We start from the raw sequence: 17,112 nt of genomic DNA, 5'->3' as shown, positions 1-17,112 counted from the left end.
AACATCATGGAATTCTGCAAGGCGTTCAACGCCGCGACCGACAGCCTTGAAAAGGGCATGCCGATCCCGACGATCATCACCGTCTATGCCGACCGTTCGTTCACCTTCGTCACCAAGACCCCGCCGGCAACCTTCCTGATCAAGAAGGCCGCCAAGCTGAAGTCGGGTTCGAAGGAGCCGGGCAAGGTCAAGGCTGGCACTATCAAGCGCTCGCAGCTTGCCGAGATCGCCCAGACCAAGATGGCCGACCTCAACGCGAACGACATCGAAATGGCGACCCGCATCATCGAGGGCTCGGCCCGTTCGATGGGCCTCGAAGTGGTGGAGGGCTAAGAACATGGCCAAGCAGACCAAGAAGCAGAAGATCCGCGCCGCACTCGACGGCGAGAAGCTCTACACCGTCACCGAGGCACTCGCCACGCTGCGCGAGCACAAGAGCAAGTTCGACGAAACCGTCGAAGTTGCGATGAACCTCGGCGTCGACCCGCGCCACGCCGACCAGATGGTCCGTGGCATGGTTTCGCTTCCTTCGGGTACCGGCAAGGACGTCAAGGTTGCCGTGTTCGCCCGTGGCGACAACGCCGAGAAGGCGCTGGCTGCCGGTGCCGACAAGGTCGGTGCCGAAGATCTCATGGAAGACATGCAGAACGGCAACCTCAACTATGACCGCGTGATCGCCACGCCGGACATGATGGGCGTCGTCGGCCGTCTCGGTAAGGTCCTCGGCCCCAAGGGCCTGATGCCGAACCCGAAGCTCGGCACCGTGACCCCCAACGTCGAACAGGCGGTCAAGGACGCCAAGGCCGGCCAGGTTGAGTTCCGCGTTGAAAAGCTGGGCATCATCCACTCGGGCCTCGGCAAGCTGTCGTTCTCGGACGACGCGCTGATCGCCAACTTCAAGGCGCTGACCGAAGCAGTGGTCAAGGCCAAGCCGTCGGGCGCCAAGGGCAAGTATGTCCGCAAGGTCACGCTGACCAGCTCGATGGGCCCCGGCCTCAAGGTCGACCTGGCGGAGGTGGAAGGAGCCTAAGCTCTTTCCTACTTGAAACCGAACATGCGAAAGGGCCGGCGGGTGCGAACCTTCCGGCCCTTTCTCATGTCCTGAGTGCGCGCCGCACCAGCGCTTCGGCCCCCGTTTTTCTTGCCACGGCCTTGGCCGCGGAAACGCCCGCATTGAAACTGGTCAGGGCCCCTAGCAGAGCGCGGTTGGCCAGGGTTGGACGCAGCAACAGGAAGCTGGAGCAGGCGATGCTGTTCGTGCCGAACAGTGCCTTGTGTGCGCCACCGCCTTCAGTGAAGTCGAAATAGTGGAAACGGTTCTCCGCGAAGAGCTGCTCGAGCACTGCCAGCTGCAACACCGTTCCGGGCGACAGCGCCGCATGCTCGGGAGCGTAGCCGAGATGGGCGTAAACCAGCGTATGACCGACCACCGGTAGGTAGAGGTAGGCCACTGGCTCGCCTGCGAGGAACAGCAGGAAAGCGCGTAACCGGTCCCCCTCGGCCAGCGCCATCATCTGGGCAAGCGCTCCGGGATCCTCGGGTAGCCCGGCATCGAGCAGGCGCGCCTGATAGGTGCGGCGCGACAGCGGCAGGGCCAGGGCGAGGAACTGCCGAAGTTCTTCCGGCGTACTGTAGCTGCGCAGGTCGAATGATTCGCCTCCAGCTTCCTCAAACCTTCGTCGCTTGCGCTTGAACGTCGCGCGGGTCTTGCCTGAGAACTTGCCAAGATAGTCGTCAAAGCTGCCGTCCATCGCGATATATGCGCGCGGATAATCCTCGCGGCCACCGATCAGCCAGCCCGGATGCTGTTCGATGATATGGCTGGCCAGTCCGTTGGGTGCCGAGAGTATACGCAACCCGTCGGTTGCGCGCAGGTCAGGAATGTCCGGCAAGCTCCCTGACAGCGCGTCTTCAAGCGAGAAGGCGAGCGGGACCAGGTGGCGCTGAACACCGAAGAGACGGCGGGACCCAAGCGTGAAGGACACCGGATGGGATACGGCGAGGCTCATTGCGTCAGCTGCGACCGTAGATGGCGTTGGATAGTGCCTGTTCGGCGATGCGCAGGCCGGTGCGAACTTCACTCACGGGCATGCGGGCCGCGCCGGTCTCCTCACCAAGCCGGGGCGGACGTGAACGGAAGGTCGCCGAATGGGCGCCATCGATTCGGGCGATGTCCCGGCACAACTGTGTGAAACGCCGCACGAGGAAGGGGTTGGCCAGTTTCCGGTCGCGGCTCATCAGTTCGAAACTGTGACTGACGAGGTTGAGCATGGGGATGCCTTGCGCCACGGCATGGCGCAGCGCCGCTCGCATTTCCCAGTTCGATACGGCGGTTACCTGTGCGTGCCTTTGGCCGCGCAGGGCATTGATCGACCCGGTCGGGACTTCGATCGTGCCATGGTGTTCGACCACCTGGCGATCCTTCTGGCCCAGCGATATCCGGCAATCGGACGACGGGAGCCCCGGCACGTGGCTACTGTCATAGCGAATTCCGCAGCGAAGCAGCGCGCGGAGCGTGGCGTCGTCGGCGGCGTAGTTGCCTGCGCGAAAGGCAGTCGGGGCAGGTGCACCAGCCTGGACGAGGTACTCCCGCGCGATCTCGATAAGCTCGACCTGCTCTTGTTCCGTGAAGTCATGCATCGCCCGGCCAGTGCGCCCACGCAACGGGTTCGCATCGCCGGCGATTTCCAGCCATTCGGGGTGGAGGTGCAACTGCACTTCATGCCCACGCTCCAGGATCGGCTCTATGACGTCTGCAATTGCGCGCACGCCCCAGATCAACGCCGGCATGGGATCGACGAAGAAGACGCCCTTGATCTGGTGGGCATCCATTACGGCCATCTGGTGGACGATTCCCACGTCGCCCATCGGTGTCTTGCAAGTGATCGAGCGGTCGAAAACCTCCTGTCGTGCGCCCAAACCGAGGCGCACGGCGAGGCCAGCCGAATATTCGGTATCGATCGTGATATAGACCGCCGTCATGGCCGCAACGCTAGCACGGCAGGGTTAATGCATCGATTACCCTGCTCCTGCGGGCGAGCCGCGCAGTTGGCGCGAATAGAGCCAGCCAATGCCGATCAGGCTGAAGCCCAGCGCCATGAAGCTGGCAATCCTTAGCAGTCCCTCCAACCCGGCGGCATCGACGATGAATACCTTCGCGACGGCGAGCACCATCAGCACCAGCGAGCCGACCCGCCAGCTGCGCTCACCGCGGCGGCTGCCGAGCAGCAGGAAGCCAATCGCAAGGAGGATGCCGAGCAGCGATCGCAGCAGGTCTTCGGATTGGGTCATCGCGGCTTCCATCGGGATGGTCCCGGCAAAGGCCTGCCTCAACAGGGTTAGCGCGCCAAAGCTGACGAGTGCGACCACCAGCCCGTCGAGCCAGGGGCGCAATCGATCCGGAAAGGCACCGCGCAACAGCAGGGCGGCTGCGACGGCGATAGCGTAGGCGGCGAGGATGAGGTTGGCGACCGGCGTTGCACCCACGGCCTGCTGGTCCCACAGTGGATTGTGCAGCAAGCCGCTGTAGAGGAGGAAGTGCGCGAGCGCTGCCGCAACGAGTATCCTCCCGGCCCATGTGAAGCGTGTCGAAATGGCCCAGCCCGCGGCGAGCAACAGGCCTTCCCAAAGCGTCCGCTCGGCCATTCCCTGTGACACGAAGCCACTTACCGTCTCGATGGCGAAGAACTGCTTGTAGCCGATGTGAAGTGCGACCAGCGCTGGCAAGGTGGCCAACCACTCTAGGCGCCAGGCGAACCCGCGCCATTCACGCGTATGTCCACGCAGCAAGGCCAGGCCGACAATGGCCGGGATGATGTAGAGCGCGGTCTGGCGCAAGGAGGGTAGGGCATCGACATAGACCGGCTCACCGAACAGCGAGATGACACCGGCGCCAATCCACCGCGTCGCAGGGTCGACCGACCACAGCAGGGTTATCGCGATCGAGAGGTATCGCACCACGGGCCTGTTTGGCAGACCAAAGGCGGCCGCCGCGGTCAGCACCGCTGCAGTCCACGCCAGCGCGTCGCCCGGGAGAACCTGCGCCAAGGCGCCGTAGACGAACACGGTCGCCGCACCCTCGGCAATCTGTCGCCCAACCTTGTCCCTTTCGTGCCAGGCGAGCACCGCGAAGGCTGCTGCCGGCGTTGCCCAGCGCAGCAGGCTGCGCAGGGCCAGCGAAGGGTCAGGCCAGCCAGCCAGTCGCGCGATCTCGGTATCGAACAGGTCCAGGCCAAACAGGGCGAGTGCGGTGAGTGCGGCACCCGCCCAAGGCAGCGCGCGCAGCTCACCTTCGCCGCGGTCGCGCAACAGGACGAATAGGCCCGTGAAGACAAGGCCTGCAGCAAGCGGCGCCAGCCATGCCGGCGAGACCATCCACAAGGCACTGGTCGTGAGCAGTGCAGCGACGGCAATCTCAATCGCCAGGAACGGCGCCTTACCGCGCTGCCAGATCCTCCAGGCGCCCATTGCCGGGATCGCAGCCAGCGCCAGAGTTGCCGCTGCAAGGGTTGCCTCGATACGATCGGCAAGGAACTCGCCAAACTCGCCATAGGTCAGGGCTGCCATGACGGCCGGAACCATTGCGACCTGTAGGAGGTCGATGATCCGCTCTTCCTTCCGCCAGACATGCGCCAAGGGTACGAACGCGAAAACTGCGGCCAGCCCCGTGCACACGATGAAGTATTCGAGTCCGCTCTGCACCGGCCACATGGCCAGCAGCAGCAGTGCCACAGTTGCCGCGACGGCGTTCCCTTCGCGCATCTGCGGTTGTTTCCAGCCGAAAAAGGCCAGCGTCGCGCCGAGCAGGAGATACAGCCCCCAAGTGAGCATCGAATATCCGCCCTGTTCGACCAGCAGGGCTAGCTGGACGCTGGCGACCAGCGCTGCCGCGAGGCGAATGGGTACTTCAAACCGGTTGGATGCCGCAAAGGCGGGCACCACCACGCCGAGCATGGTGAAATACAGGCCCAATGCGATGACATCGGCCACGCTGGTATTGCCCGCGAATAGCAGGAGCGCGCCCCAGCCGAGCCCGCCTATGAGGGCCGCAATACCCATCCATTGGCGTTTCTGTTCGCGACCCGCGAAGGTGAGGCCACCCGTGACGAGGCCGAGGTAGAGCGCAAGCAATGGAATGTTCGCTTCCTCGCCGCCAACCAGCGCAGGGGCCGCGAAGCCGCCTACCAGCCCCAAAACGGCGCTTGGCAGGCCGAAGCGGAACGACAGGGCAATCGCGCCGGCGGTAACCGCGGCGAGGCCGAGGAAGGCGAAGCCTTGCCCGATCAGGCCATATTGCGTGCCTGCCAGGTAGAAACCGGCATAGAGCGTTGCCAGACCTGCCCCCGCCAGTGCCTGCGCCACGCGCGGGTCCGCCACGCGGTCGCGATAGCGATAGGCCGCCTCGGCCCCGGCGATCAGCCCGCCGCCGAAGACAAAGGCCATGATCACGCGTAGCAGGGGCGTGATCAGCCCGCGCTCGATCGAATATTTGACGAGGAATACGCCGGCGACTGCCAGCGTTACCCCGCCGGCCCAGATCGGGAGGCGACGACCGAAGATTTCCTCAAAATCGAACTGAAAGCGCTCGCGTAGTGGAGGGGAGGCCGGTTCGGGGCCGAACTCCGGCAATGACGGCTCCGGCTGTGGTGGCTCGATCCTGACAGCCTCACTCTCGCTGCGTCGCAACGAAACGGAAGGTACCGTGACGCGCTGGGGAGCAGGTTTTGGTTCAGCAGCGAGTTCCGGCTTCTGTTCCGCAGCAGGGGTTTTCTCGTCCTGTGTGGGCTCAGGGGCGGCGACGCCGCGGCGGTGCAGGTCGCGCAATTGTTCTACTGCAAGGTCTTGCAGCTCGTGGAGCACGGCTACGCGGCGTTCGAGCTTGTCGATCCGGCTCCACAGCATGGCGACAAGGCCAGCAAGGCCGAAGATGAACAGCCATTCCATACACCTATCCCCTCTTCTGGGGGATTATCCCGGCTACGGCGGGCTGGAAAGAGTGGTTCAGATTCCGCCGGGGGTAAAGTCGAACCCGGCGGTGGCCAGCCCGTCGCACAGGCTGTCGACACAGCTCTTCAACTCATCCGCATCGGTCGAGCGGATGACGAAGTTTGCCCCGACGCGGCCTTCGCGGAAAAAGGGATAGCTGCCGATCTGGCAGCTCTCATGCGCCTTTTCGGCCTCACGCAGGATGTCGGCCACCTCACTCTCCGCCGTCCAGCACCCGATGGTTTCGCTGAGCAGCGGCGCCCCACCGTCGAGTGTCCCGGTCAGTGCGTCGAGCATGCCCGCCGTGATGTGCGGAACCCCCGCCATCAGGTGAAGATTGCCGATCTTGATGCCGGGTGCCCCCGACATGCGATTGGGTATGAGTTCGGCGCCTTCCGGCACGCGCGCCATGCGCAGCCGCGCTTCGGTCACCTCTAGCCCACGGCTGCCGTAGTAGCGTTCGAGCATCGCCCGCGCTTCCGGGTGAACGACAACTCCAACCCCCAAGGCTTCGGCCACGGCGTCAACGGTAATGTCGTCATGGGTCGGGCCGATCCCGCCGGTGGTGAAGAGATAGTCGTTCTGTTCGCGCAGCGCGTTGACCGCCTCGACGATTCGCTCGACGACGTCGGGCACCACGCGCACTTCGGCCAGGCGGATGCCTTGCACCTGCAGCCAGCTCGCCACCTGCGCGATATTCTTGTCATGCGTGCGGCCCGAGAGGATCTCGTCGCCGATCACGACGAGTCCGGCGGTATAAATGCGTTCGCTCATGTCAGCTGCCGTAATGCGCAATGCGCGCGAAAGCTACTCCGCTGCTTCGAGCTGCTCCTCAGGCTCGCGCGTATTGGCACCATGCTGATAAAGCCCAAGGATTCCGTCATCGACAGGGTCGGTCTTCATCCGCTTGCGGTCGATCACATATTCCTGGTTGAGCCGCCAGGGATAGGCCACTGCGTTCTTCGGCATGATGTGCTTGCCGCGCTGGATATAGCCGCTCGAGAAGTCGAATATGTCGTCTTCTTCCAGCTTGTGGTCCGCCGGCAGGACCGGGACGGCGACGTCGGTGCCGGTGGCCTTCTGGTGATTGAGCACGCGGCAGATGTAGTCCGAGTTGATATCCGCCCGCAGCGTCCAGCTGGCGTTGAGATAGCCGAATACCACAGCCAGGTTCGGCACGTTCGAGAACATGCATCCCTTGTAATAGAAGTGATCCGCCAGGTTGATCGGGGTGCCGTCCTTCGACAGTGCAATCTTGCCCGCAACGGCAAGTTTGAGGCCGGTCGCGGTGACGACGATATCAGCTGGCAGGAAGCGATCGTCGTTGAGTCGCACGCCACCCTTCTCGAATGCCTTGATATGGCCGGTGACGACATCGGCCTTGCCCTTCTTGATCGCGGCAAACAGGTCGTCGTCAGGCACCAGGCACAGGCGCTGGTCCCACGGGTTATAGGGTGGGGTAAAGGGCGTGAGGTCGAAGTCCTTGCCCATGATCTTGCGGATCTTCGTGTGCAGGAACTCACCGACCTTTTCCGGTCGCGTGCGCGCGCGCTTGAAACTGATGTCCTGTAGCGTGATGTTCTTCCAGCGGGTGATCCGATAGGCCAGCTTCTCTGGCAGGATCTTGCGCAGCGTATTGGCAAAGGCATCCTTGGCCGGCCTGCTGAACATCCAGGTGGGGGTGCGCTGGAGCATGGTGACCTTGGCCGCCTTGTCGGACATCGACGGTACGATGGTCACTGCGGTCGCGCCCGATCCGATCACGACGACATTCTTGCCGGTGTAGTCGAGGTCCTTGGGCCAGAACTGCGGGTGGATCACCTGGCCTTCGAATTCGCCGAAATCGAAGCCGGGGTCGTAAGGCTCGTCGTAATCGTAATACCCGGAGCCGAGGTAGAGCCAGTTGGCGGAAACGTGCTTCTTTTCGCCTTCGCTTGTCTCCAGCGTGACGTGCCAGCGTGCGTCGCTTTCGTGCCAGTCGGCCGCGACTACTTTTTGGCCAAAGCGGATGTGGCGACGGATGTCGCGCTCATCGACGATCCGGTCGAGATATTCGAGAATGGCGGGGCCGTCCGCGATCGATTTTTCGTGCTTCCAGGGTTCGAAATCGAAGCCCAGCGTATGCATGTCGCTGTCGGAGCGGATGCCGGGATAGCGGAACAGATCCCAGGTCCCACCCAGATTGTCGCGCCGCTCGATGATGGCGAAGCTGTGCCCCGGCGCCTTCTCGCGCATATGTGCTGCCATGCCGATGCCCGAAATGCCTGCGCCGACGATGAGGACGTCGAAATCGTTCGCCTGTTGATTCATCCAGTATCTCCCAGTTGACGTAAACGTAACCTAGTCTGGCGGGGAGCGCCAGTCAGTTTTGAAGTGCAACTCCTTGGCCTCTTCCCGCACCTTGTTTATCGCTGCCCCGATGACCCCTCGTTTCCATGGCTTGCTGGTGGCCCCGCTCCGCGATGAGCGGGCGGTCAACCTCGCGCATGGGCACGATCCGCTCGACGTCTACCTGCGTTGCGCCGCCCTGTGTTGGAGGTCGTTTCGTTACGGCGGCTATGAATGGGAACTGGTGACCGATGATCGGGACCGGCTTCTTCGTCGCTGTGCAGCTTTGGGAATTGCCGGACTGCCGATCCGCGAGGAGGTGTTTGCCTGGGAGGTGCCGGGCGATCTTCGGTTCCGCTCGGCCCACTACAAACTCGAGCTGCTGACGAAATTCGGTTCGGGTGACTATGGGGATTATCCGGCGCTGGTCGATCTCGATGCCGTGTGCCTTGGCAGCTTGCCCCCCGGTATCTGCAGTGAGGATGCGCTTGTCGGTTATGACCTCACGCCGGTTGCGGCCGCTGGGGCAACTGCCGCCGAAGTAGCCGCCAGCCTTGCGGTGCTGTCCGGGCGCGATTGTTCGGCCGAATGGTGGGGTGGGGAATTCATCATGGGGCCGGCGGGTAGATTTGCGGAGCTGGCGGAACACATCGCAATTTTCTGGCCGCGCTATCTCGAGGCGAGCAGCGCCATGGTCCATGTTGGTGACGAGATGGTCCTGACCGCTGCGCTGCAGGTCTTTCGCGGAGATGGCGGGACGGTAGAGGATGGTGCAAGGCTGCGTGCAATCGCTCGCTATTGGTCGGCGCGTACGACGCAGGCCTTTCCGCCGTTTCGGGAGGTTGAAGCCTGTGCAATCCTGCATCTGCCTGCCGACAAGCCGTTTCTGGCTGACTACCCTGCTGACGCATTCAATCCTGAGGGCTTTGTCCGGTCCTATCGCCGCTACTTGAGGGGACGCATTGTACCGCGCCGGGTGGCGGCACTGGTTGCGAGATTCCTCGGCGGTGAGCGCGGCCACGCTCCTCGCTTGTGATGTCAGGCGCGTCGCGCCAGTTCGCGACGTCGCTCAACCGGGCTGGTCGGGTTGTCGGTATTCGAAGGGTCCGGCACCCATCGCGAGGTGGGACGCGATTTGATCCGCGCGAAGGCGAGCACGAGCAGGAAGGGCCCGAAGTAGAAGGGCAACTGGCGTAGCAGCGTCAGCAGGATCCCGTCGCGGAACACCACCAGCGATGTCGCGGCCAGCAACACATAGGCGAGCCGGGGTAGTGGATCCTGCGATTGGGTCAGCAGCCGAGTGTAGACCAGCCCGTAGAGGAAAGCGAAGAACGCAGCCTGGATCACGATCCCCACATAGCCGAGCGACATCCAGCCCGCGCCGGGAAGCGAAATCGTCATCCCTATCGGCGTGCCGTAATCCCACAACTCGAAGAACTTGACCGGCGACCCGACCGGCTTGTCCTTCCACAATGCCCGGGGGACGGGTTCGGTGAAGATCTGCAAATTGTGCGCGAAATAGTCCCAGCTGCCCGTCCGCTCCGGGACGGCATAGGTGATGAACTCGAAGTACTCGAGATTGGCGAAATCCATATGTTCGAGCGGTGCGAGATCGCGGGCGCTGGTATAGGTCTCACCGCTGTCGGCGCCGAACAGCTCGCGGACCGTTGCCCCGCGGTCGATCACGATGAGGTTGAAGGACACAAGACTGACCAGCGTCAGGCCGGCGATCTTCCAGTCGAACCAGTTGCGGCGCTTTTCGAGCAGGTACAGCATGGCCAGCGCCACCGCCGTGAATACGAAACTTCCCCTTCCTCCCGAACCGAGGATCAGCAGGCTGGAGAGGCCGAACACGATCCATGCCGAGGCGCGGTATCGCAGCAACCAAACGACAAGGACAGTCAGCGGGGCGAGCATCAGCGCGGCGTCGTTGAACCATCCGTTGGCGCCGACATTGACCATGATGCCGGTGCCGGCATCGCGGGCCATCGAAGCATAGGGATCGGCGCGGCGCGACCAGGCTTCGAGTTGCGATGCGATGGCGAGCGGCGCGAGCAGGATCGAGGCCGCAATGATCGGTCCTGCGAGAGCGCGGCGAAGCCGGTCGAACTCGTCGCGCGATGGAACGGCCAGGACCGGGCGGCCTGCAACCAACAGAGAAACGCCGGTGAAGACCAGCATCGCCAGGTTGGCGCCGAGGATCACCGTGATCTTGTTCGCTATCGACGGCTGGAAATCATAGACCCGATAGACGAGGTCGAAATGATACCAGCGCGCAAACAGCGGCCGGATGACGAAGATGAAGCCGTGGAAACCCAGGTAGATCGTCGCGGGGTGGAATAGGCTCGCCGCTTCGTGCCTCGCATAGGCGAGGCACACGCCCAAGAACAGGACGCAGGATGCGATGAGCAGCACGTCATACATAGGCCAAACCTTTAGGCGCTAGGGTCACGCGGGCAAGCGGCCGCTAACGGCGATGCACCAGAAAACGCATGAGCTGCAGAATGTCGCCGATCCTGTCGCGATGGAACAGCGCCGCCAGCAGATCGCGTTTGCCCCATTCCAGGTGGAGCAGGATAATGCGAAAGGCGGGGATGGCCTGCCCCAGTTCGGCGGGTATCAGCACCAACAACACGATCGCCAGCGGCAGTCCGGCGAGCGCCAGTCCTGCAGCCACCGGCAGACAGGCGAGCGATACCACAAGGTAGCTTGTCGCCAGCCTCGCATGCATGTTTTCCGCGGCGATCAGGGCCTGCGGCGTGGTCGCCAGCGCGCGGATCAGCCCCGATGCCAGCAGAACCAGGGCGACCACTGGGTCAAAGGTACTCTTGCCCGAACTGAGCACTTGCTGGAGCCATGGACCCACGAAAACCAGCGCTACCGAAAAGGCCACTACCCCGCACAACGTGACCATCGTCATGGTTGCCAGTTGGCGGCGCTGGATGTCGCGCTTGCCGGCGCCAAGATAGCCCGCCTCGTTGAATTGCGAGGCGTAGATGACCGACATGACGACATCTATCGCGCGGACGATCACGCGGGTCGCGACAAAGCCCGCGACCGTCGCCGCTCCAAAGGTTGCGCCGACCACGAGAGTGTAGCCCTGCAGGTTCAGGACATAGACCATCGGCAAGACCATGAAGGCAGCTGATGGGATCGCCACCGCCCGAAGGCTGCGGTCCAGCGCTGTGGCCGAACCGTGGAAGAGTGTCGGGCTTGCCTGCCATGCCAGCAGGGTGAGGATCATGGCGACGATGACCCGGAGCATCGCCAGGCCGAAAGCCAGCAATTCGTATGAATCGCTCCGCGGAACGCAGATCACCAGCACGGCAACTTCAGCGAGGCTGGCCAGGTTCTGTACCGTGTAGAACTGTGGATAGCGTTCGCCGACCCGCATCGGCACAAGCATTACCGACGCCAGCGCGACAGCGATGAAATAGACCCCCAACCACAGGGCACAGGCCCGCAATTCTGCAGCGCCTAGCAGACCCAGCTGTTGGGCAGTGCTGTCGTTGACCAAAGTTGCAGCGGCATAGAACAGCCCCGCGATGCCTACACCTGATGCCGCCGCCCAAACCCAGCTTGCACGGAACGCTGCGCGCGCTTCCGCCCAGCGCCCTTCGCGCGATGCGGCCAGCGCCAGGTTCCCCCCGGCACTGGCAAAGGCGCTGCCAGCCACCACGAAATAGGAGGGCAGGGCATAGACCAGCATCCAGGTGCCGACGCGTTCAGCAGACCAATGCGCGAACAGGATCGGCAGCGCGGCGATCTGCACGATCACTCGTGTCGCAATTCCCATCAGGTAGGAAAGTAGCGCCTGGATCAGGCGGCGCTGCGCCGTCCCCGGCATGTCAGTGGCTATCTCTGTGATCCATCTCTCGACGAATATGCTCGAGCACGCTGGGGTGGAGCGGACGTTCGAACTCGCCCCCCACCGTGCTGCCGTCCCGCCATTTCACTTCGGTCGGAATTGGCCCGATATTGCCGACCTTGATGAGGATTACGCTGTCTATTTCCAGGATCGAGAACTTGTCGAAGAAGCGACAGCCGTATTCGGAGATGTCCTTGATCCAGATGTCACGCGACATGCCGTGGCGGGCACGATAACGACCCGCAACTTCGACTACGAAGCGCTCCTCCCTTCGGTTTTCCCGTGACATAGTCTTTTCCCGCAATCACTCCCCTTATGCGCCGCAATCCTGCCGGTGCAAGTCTTGGATGTCCCTATCGCAATCCTGTTCGCAGTGGTTTAGGGCGGCTCAGAAGAAGAATGGGGCGAGGAATGCCGAACAACGACAAGGCCAGGATGCGTCGCGTTACATCGATCGACGTGGCCGAACGTGCCGGTGTGAGCCAGTCTACGGTCAGCCGGGCGCTATCCGGATCCGAGACGATTACCGAGGCAACGCGTCGGCGGGTAGAACAAGCGGCTGCCGAGTTGGGGTATTTCGTCAATGCGCGTGCAGCCGGTCTGCGCAAGGGAGAGACAGGCACGATCGCTGTCGTGGTGATCGGTCGTGCGGGTGAAGGCGCCGCCAGTATCAACCCCTTTTACTACAGCATGCTGGGCAGTACCTGCGCGGCCGCAGCCGAGCGGGGGTACGAAGCGCTGGTGTCGTTCCAGGCGCAGCCGGAGGATTTCTTTGGTCACTATGTCGCGCGGCGGCAGGCCGACGGCGTGGTGGTTATCGGCACCGCGACCAATGCGGCGGCATGGGAATATTTCCGCCAGTGTGCGCAGGAAACCGACGCAATCGCTTTCTGGGGCTCGCCGTTTGACGATGCTGTCTGGGTTCGATCGGACAATCGGCAGGGCGGCCAGCTTGCGGTCGAACGACTGGTCAGGGGCGGGGCCAAGGACATCATATTCGTTGGCGACACTGCATCGTCGCAGCGCCAGTTTTCGGAACGATACGAGGGGTATCGCGCCGCAATGGAGGCGGCAGGTCTCGCTCCGCGCGATCCGATGGTAAGCGAAGGCGAAGATCGCGTTTCGCAGGGTCGCAATGCGATTGCATCGCTGGTCGAAGGCGAAACTGCCTTCGACGGCCTGTTCTTTGCCTGCGACGCGATGGCCCTGGGCGCGCTCGAGGAGCTTTCGGCACGGGGGATATCGGTGCCGGGCACTGTCGGTGTCATCGGCTTCGACGGCCTTGGCTCAGGTGAGTTCAGTTCACCGCCATTGACCACGCTGGAACCCGATTTCGCCCTCGCGGGGAAGCTGCTGGTCGACACTGCACTTGCCGGTGAAGGTGAAAAGCCTGAGCGTCGCGTGCCTGTGCGGCTGGTAGAGCGAGCCAGCGTTGGCTGACAACGGCTGATCTGGCTCGACGAACGACATTTGCCCCAGGCTTCGCTCCGCTTATGAAGCTGGGTGAGTTTTTGGGGAAACCAGCATGAAATCGAGTATCGCATCCGTTCTCGCGGTTCTGTTCGCGAGCCAGGCAGCCTTCGCGCAGAACGCCGAGCCCAGTCCAAATCCGGTTGAAGAGCAGGAAGTCGGCGCGTCGCAGGGGGAAGGGCCCAAGGACGGATCGGGGATGGCGGTTCAGGCGGCGCCGGCAACCGCGACCGGGCCGGCCAAGGAAGACGACAAGTGGGACGTCACGGCCCCACGCGATGCCACGATCCGGCAGGTCCCGATCCGCACGGACGAAGGCACGTGGATGGATGTCGATGTTTCGCCTGACGGGACACAACTGGCTTTCTCGCTGCTGGGCGACATCTACACCATGCCGATCACAGGCGGGACGCCGACGCGCGTTGCCGATGGACTTGCCTGGGAAGTGCAGCCGCGTTTTTCGCCCGATGGCAAACGGATCGCCTTCACCTCCGACCGCGCAGGCGGCGACAATATCTGGGTGATGAATGCCGACGGGTCGGACAAGCGCCAGGTCACCAAGGAAGATTTCCGCCTGCTCAACCAGCCCAGCGGGTCACCCGATGGCAATTACATCGTCGCGAAGAAGCATTTCACCACTCAGCGTAGCGCCGGCACAGGCGAGATCTGGCTCTATCATGTTTCTGGCGGTGGCGGGGTCAAACTGGTCGCCCGGGCCAGCGAGGCGCTGCAGAAGGAGCTGGGTGAGCCGACATATGCGCCGTCAGGAGACGCGGTCTATTATACGCGCAACGTAACTGGCGGGCCGATCTTCGAATATGCGCAGGATTCGACCCAAGGCACCTTTGCGATCGAGCGTTATGACTTGGCCACCACCGAAGTCACGACGGTCGCCAGCGGTTTTGGCGGGGCGGTGCGGCCTTCTCCGTCGCCCGACGGAAAGAAGCTCGCCTTCATCCGCCGGGACAAGGATCAAACCGAACTCTGGGTAAAGGACCTCGCCAGCGGCGTCGAGCGCAAGATCTACGGCGATCTAGAGCTCGACATGCAGGAAACCTGGGCGGTCTATGGCTTCTATCCGTTGATGGACTGGACGCCCGATGGCCAGAGCATCGTGGCCTGGGCAGGCGGCAAGATTCAGCGCATCGCGGCCGATGGCAGCGGCGCAACCGTGATCCCCTTCCGTATCGACGATACTCGCGGGGTGGTCGACGCGCCGCATCCGGTGATTGCGGTGGGCGAGGCAAGCTTTACGGCCAGGATTCCGCGCTTCACTTCAGTGTCCCCGGATGGCCGAACCGTTGTCTTCGAAAGCCTTGGCAAGCTCTATAGCAAGCCGGTGGGCGATGGTGAGCCGCGCAGGTTGTTCGCCGATGGTGGCGATGCTCTCGAACTATGGCCCAGCTGGTCGCGGGACGGCAAGCGCATCACCTTCGTGCGCTGGACCGATGGCGGCCTGGGGCAGGTCATGGTCGCCGACGCCGCTGGCCGCAACGCCCGCGTCGTGACCGACATGCGCGGGCATTATGCCCTTCCGCAATTTTCGCCCGATGGGCGCACGATTGTGTTTGAGAAGCGTTCGGGCGGCTACCTGACTTCACCCGAATACTCGGAGAACGAAGGCATTTACGCGGTGGCGAGCACGGGAGGCACACCCAAGCTGATCGCCCGCGACACATCCGAGCCGCAGTTCGGCGCCTCAAGCGATCGCGTTTTCATGCTCGGCCGTTCGGGCGGCAAGTTGCAGCTCCTGTCCGCCGAACTCGATGGCGACAAGCGCCAGGTCCATGCGGAAGGTGAGCTTGTCAGCGGCTATAGCGTGAGCCCGCGCGGGGACTTGCTGGCCTTCCGCGAGAACTATGAGGTTTTCGTGACGCAGCTGCTGCCCGGTGGGCAGGCGGTGACCCTGGGTGAGAAGGCCAGTGCGCTGCCTGTCGTCCGCGCCAGCAAGGGCGGGGCGGACTACATCGGCTGGACCGATGGCGGCAGCACGCTGACATGGTCGATGGGTCCGACGCTGTTCCGCGCGACCACCGCAGCGATGTTCGCCAACGCGCCGAAGGACAAGGACGCACCCAAGTTCGAACCGCCGGTCAGCGGGGTTTCGCTGGCGCGGACAATCACCGCGGCCAAGCCGGGCGGAACTGTGGTTCTTTCGGGCGCACGGATCCTGACCATGGCGGATGACGGTGCCGGCGCGATCGAGAACGGCGTGATCGTGATCGAAGGCGATCGGATCGCTGCAGTGGGCCCGGCTTCGGAGATCGCCATCCCTGCCGGGGCAAAGGTGATCGATGCCAGCGGCAAGGTGATCATGCCCGGCCTGGTCGATGCCCATGCGCATGGTGCGCAGGGGCAGGGTGATCTTGTCCCGCAGCAGAACTGGTCGCTGGTCCAGAACCTCGCGCTTGGCACCACGACGATTCACGATCCGTCGTCCAGCGCCAGCATGATCTTCGCCGCGTCAGAACGCCAGCGCGCGGGGACCCTGCTCGCCCCGCGTATCTTTTCGACGGGCGAGGTGATCTATGGCGCCAAGGCGCCGGGCGTCTACGCGCGCATCGATGGTTATGAGGATGCGCTTGCCCATGTCCGCCGGATCAAGGCGCAGGGTGGGGTTTCGGTAAAGAACTACAACCAGCCCCGGCGCGAACAGCGCCAGCAGGTTGTCGCGGCTGCCCGGGCCGAAAACATGCTGGTGGTAGCCGAAGGCGGTTCGCTGTTCGGGATGGACATGAACCTGATTGCCGATGGCAATTCGACGGTCGAACACAATGTCCCGGTCGAGCATTTCTACGAGGATGTTCTCCAGTTCTGGAGCGGTTCGCAGACCAACAACACCCCGACCCTGGTGGTTACCTATGGCGGGCTGGCAGGCGATCCCTATTGGCGCCAGGCGACCGACGTATTCGCCAATCCGTTGATGGTGCACACGCCTCCGCGCCAGCTGATCGCGGATACGGCGCGGCGAGTGAAGGCACCCGACTGGGCCTTCGTCGATGACGATTCCGCGCGCGAGGCAAAGAAGCTCAGCCAGCGCGGGGTCAAGATCAGCATCGGCGCGCATGGCCAGCAGGCGGGCATCGGTTCGCACTGGGAGCTGTGGAGCTTCGTGCGTGGCGGCATGACACCGGTCGAGGCCCTGCGTGCGGGCACCATCGTCTCGGCCCAGTCGCTCGGCATGTCACGCGATATCGGCAGCCTCGAGGCGGGCAAGCTGGCCGACCTGCTGGTGCTGTCCGAGGATCCGAGTGCCGACATCCGCAATTCGGACAAGATCGAGCGGGTAATGCTGGGCGGTCGTCTCTACGACGCCAAGACCATGAACGAGGTCGAGACCGGCGACAGCCGCCGCCAACCCTATTGGTGGGAATGAATGGATAGCGGCGGCTCGCATCTCGCGAGCCGCCGCCCCCCCTTGTTCGGGGCTGTTAACCGGCGCGGGCAGCGGAGAGGAAGGC

The 17,112-nt window shown here is 63.3% G+C and carries 13 protein-coding genes; 5 read left to right on the top strand and 8 right to left on the bottom strand.

All coding sequences use genetic code 11. The features are described 5' to 3' along the window. The coding region (gene rplK / locus AAFM29_RS14280; protein ID WP_341713462.1) for a 50S ribosomal protein L11 at nucleotides 1–333 on the top strand (333 nt) is incomplete at its 5' end. A 4-nt stretch (nucleotides 334–337) separates the two neighbouring features. Beyond that, entirely contained in the window at nucleotides 338–1,030 is a 693-nt protein-coding gene (gene rplA, locus AAFM29_RS14275) for a 50S ribosomal protein L1 (protein ID WP_341713460.1), read from the top strand. Nucleotides 1,031–1,094: 64 nt separating this feature from the next. Here the strand turns inward: rplA and AAFM29_RS14270 are convergent, their stop codons facing one another. The 5 genes from AAFM29_RS14270 to AAFM29_RS14250 are packed head-to-tail and all read right to left on the bottom strand — an operon-like array spanning nucleotide 1,095 to nucleotide 8,295. Continuing rightward, nucleotides 1,095–2,009, bottom strand: coding sequence for a GNAT family N-acetyltransferase (locus AAFM29_RS14270; RefSeq protein ID WP_341713459.1), 915 nt, complete (start codon nucleotides 2,007–2,009; stop codon nucleotides 1,095–1,097). Nucleotides 2,010–2,013: 4 nt separating this feature from the next. Then, on the bottom strand, nucleotides 2,014–2,982 hold the full coding sequence (locus AAFM29_RS14265) for a hypothetical protein (protein ID WP_341713458.1): 969 nt from the start codon (nucleotides 2,980–2,982) through the stop codon (nucleotides 2,014–2,016). A 36-nt stretch (nucleotides 2,983–3,018) separates the two neighbouring features. Next, nucleotides 3,019–5,943: a DUF2339 domain-containing protein gene (locus AAFM29_RS14260; protein WP_341713457.1), complete on the bottom strand. Its 2,925-nt coding sequence runs from the start codon at nucleotides 5,941–5,943 to the stop codon at nucleotides 3,019–3,021. Nucleotides 5,944–6,000: 57 nt separating this feature from the next. Further along, nucleotides 6,001–6,759 carry a molybdopterin-binding protein gene (locus AAFM29_RS14255; RefSeq protein WP_341713456.1) on the bottom strand — a complete coding sequence of 253 codons (759 nt, stop codon included), beginning with the start codon at nucleotides 6,757–6,759 and terminating at the stop codon, nucleotides 6,001–6,003. 33 nt (nucleotides 6,760–6,792) lie between these two features. Then, on the bottom strand, nucleotides 6,793–8,295 hold the full coding sequence (locus AAFM29_RS14250) for an NAD(P)/FAD-dependent oxidoreductase (protein WP_341713455.1): 1,503 nt from the start codon (nucleotides 8,293–8,295) through the stop codon (nucleotides 6,793–6,795). Nucleotides 8,296–8,404: 109 nt separating this feature from the next. On the opposite strand from AAFM29_RS14250, the gene AAFM29_RS14245 reads away from it, so the two are divergent. Further along, the gene (locus tag AAFM29_RS14245) at nucleotides 8,405–9,349 is read left to right on the top strand and encodes a hypothetical protein (RefSeq protein WP_341713454.1); all 945 of its coding nucleotides are present in this window, start codon (nucleotides 8,405–8,407) and stop codon (nucleotides 9,347–9,349) included. Between the two features lie 2 nt (nucleotides 9,350–9,351). On the opposite strand, the gene AAFM29_RS14240 is transcribed toward AAFM29_RS14245, so the two are convergent. Genes AAFM29_RS14240 through AAFM29_RS14230 form a run of 3 tightly spaced genes read right to left on the bottom strand, consistent with a single transcriptional unit; the run spans nucleotide 9,352 to nucleotide 12,470 of the window. Beyond that, nucleotides 9,352–10,737: an O-antigen polymerase gene (locus tag AAFM29_RS14240; RefSeq protein ID WP_341713453.1), complete on the bottom strand. Its 1,386-nt coding sequence runs from the start codon at nucleotides 10,735–10,737 to the stop codon at nucleotides 9,352–9,354. Nucleotides 10,738–10,780: 43 nt separating this feature from the next. Then, entirely contained in the window at nucleotides 10,781–12,160 is a 1,380-nt protein-coding gene (locus AAFM29_RS14235; RefSeq protein ID WP_341713452.1) for a hypothetical protein, read from the bottom strand. Nucleotide 12,161: 1 nt separating this feature from the next. Next, complete coding sequence (locus AAFM29_RS14230; RefSeq protein ID WP_341713451.1) at nucleotides 12,162–12,470, bottom strand: hypothetical protein; 309 nt, start codon at nucleotides 12,468–12,470, stop codon at nucleotides 12,162–12,164. Between the two features lie 122 nt (nucleotides 12,471–12,592). Here AAFM29_RS14230 and AAFM29_RS14225 point away from each other — a divergent pair, with 122 nt between their 5' ends. Continuing rightward, a complete protein-coding gene (locus tag AAFM29_RS14225) occupies nucleotides 12,593–13,621 on the top strand; it encodes a LacI family DNA-binding transcriptional regulator (RefSeq protein WP_341713450.1) in 1,029 nt (342 codons plus the stop codon). Nucleotides 13,622–13,706: 85 nt separating this feature from the next. Next, nucleotides 13,707–17,027: an amidohydrolase family protein gene (locus tag AAFM29_RS14220; protein WP_341713449.1), complete on the top strand. Its 3,321-nt coding sequence runs from the start codon at nucleotides 13,707–13,709 to the stop codon at nucleotides 17,025–17,027. The last annotated feature ends 85 nt before the right edge of the window (nucleotides 17,028–17,112 follow it).

This window comes from Erythrobacter sp. (genome assembly GCF_038133525.1).
Taxonomy (GTDB): domain Bacteria; phylum Pseudomonadota; class Alphaproteobacteria; order Sphingomonadales; family Sphingomonadaceae; genus Qipengyuania.
Note: the sequence above shows the minus strand (reverse complement) of the source record. Positions and strands in the feature narration are given on the sequence as shown.